This is a genomic window from Clostridium sp. AF27-2AA, assembly GCF_003478505.1.
Taxonomy (GTDB): domain Bacteria; phylum Bacillota; class Clostridia; order Lachnospirales; family Lachnospiraceae; genus Brotaphodocola.
The window spans coordinates 3,791-5,328 of record NZ_QUFI01000065.1; the positions used below are offsets into that span (position 1 = coordinate 3,791).

Genomic DNA, 1,538 nt, shown 5'->3' on the forward strand with positions numbered 1-1,538 from the left:
GGCTGAAGCTCATACTGCAGATAAAAAACAAGCCCTTGACTTTCTTCCTCCTACACTTCCAAAGTCGCCCAAGAGGAAGTAAGCTCCACTATATTCTTGGCAGAATATACGCACGAATATATCCGCTTGACAGAAGTGCTACCACTATACTATAATATGTGTAGTGGATATATTGCAAGTTCCCTAAAGTGTTACCACTTTAGAACTTGTGAGGGTGGCAAGCCCCCCTTCAATCCCCCTTTTTAGAGAGCCGAAAGGCTCATAATGTACGATGGCAGCACCGAAGAAAGAGAGGTAAACGCATGAAAAAAGAAATGGATAAAATTCAGTTTGAGTACAGATACGAGGTGCAGGAGCTGATGAAAGTAATTGATAAGTACGTGAAACAGAATCCGTCAGAAAAAGAAAATAAGACACTGGAGCGTTTCTTTGACCTGCTTGATGTCATGGATATGGAGTGGTAAAGGGATGAGCCAATCGAAACAGAAAGGAGATATAAGCCATGGCAGTAAAATTTGAATTTTATTTGAGTGATGAAGATACCGAAAGATTGTTTGCAGTGAAAGAGGATAAAGGTAAGGAGGAACTGACCGGGAATGACTATGCACGAGAATTGTTGGAAAGAGAACTATATCGGCTGCATCCGAACCGAGTAAAGTATGATGATGAGACAGGAGAAAGAATCGAGTAATGGCAAACAAGAGTAGACCAAAGCAGTTATCCTTCCGGGTAAACGAGGAAGAATACCAGAAGTTGCAGGAGAGGGTGCAGGAGAGTGGGAAGAACCAGCAGGAATATATCCTTTCCTGCGTGCTGGATAAAAAAATCGTCAATACGGACGGAATCAAGGAACTTATCCCGGAGCTGAAGCGGATCGGGAACAACCTCAACCAGATAGCAAAGCGGTGTAATGAGGGCGGAGTGCTGCCAAGTGAATCCGAGGTGCGGGAACAAGGGGAGGAGCTGAAGCAAGTATGGCAGTTATTAAGGCGGTATCTTCAAAGGCAGGCATAGGACAGGCGATTGACTATGTGACGAAAGAAGAAAAGACAGAGGAGAAGCTTGTCAGCGGTCTGCATTGTGAAGCAGAGACGGCAAAGGAGGAAATGCAGGCTACCAAGGAACTATGGGAGAAAACTGGGGGAAGGACATACAAGCACTTTGTCCAGAGCTACCATAAAGACGAGAAAATCACGCCGGAGCAGGCACACAGGAACGCCTTACAGCTTGCAGAGAATACGTCGGCATGGAAAGGGTTTGAGGTGCTTGTGGCTACCCATAAGGACAAAAAACATATCCATACGCACTTTATCGTCAATTCTGTCAATTTTGAGGACGGGCACAAGCTCCAGTGGAGCAGTGCTGATCTTCGGGAACTGAAGGAGCGGTGCAACGCCCAGAGCCAAGATCAGGGGCTGCACATCCCAGAAAAGGGAAAGACCTTTGAAGGAGCGGAGCGTGAGGAAACAGTGGCATGGAAAAAAGAGACGTACCAGATTCTGAAGCAGGCGGAGCAGGGGAAAGTGAAAAGCTATGTC

4 protein-coding genes are annotated in these 1,538 nt (G+C 46.2%); all 4 read left to right on the forward strand.

The window, feature by feature from the left end; translation table 11 throughout:
- Window positions 1-302 precede the first annotated feature (302 nt).
- The gene (locus DWY84_RS17515; RefSeq protein WP_181968394.1) at window positions 303-464 is read left to right on the forward strand and encodes a hypothetical protein; all 162 of its coding nucleotides are present in this window, start codon (window positions 303-305) and stop codon (window positions 462-464) included.
- Between the two features lie 38 nt (window positions 465-502).
- A complete protein-coding gene (locus tag DWY84_RS16995) occupies window positions 503-691 on the forward strand; it encodes a hypothetical protein (RefSeq protein ID WP_117567903.1) in 189 nt (62 codons plus the stop codon).
- The gene (gene mobC, locus DWY84_RS17000) at window positions 691-1,014 is read left to right on the forward strand and encodes a plasmid mobilization relaxosome protein MobC (protein WP_117567902.1); all 324 of its coding nucleotides are present in this window, start codon (window positions 691-693) and stop codon (window positions 1,012-1,014) included. The genes DWY84_RS16995 and mobC overlap by 1 nt, the downstream gene beginning before the upstream one ends.
- The coding region (locus DWY84_RS17005; RefSeq protein ID WP_147522588.1) for a relaxase/mobilization nuclease domain-containing protein at window positions 975-1,538 on the forward strand (564 nt) is incomplete at its 3' end. The genes mobC and DWY84_RS17005, both read left to right, overlap by 40 nt.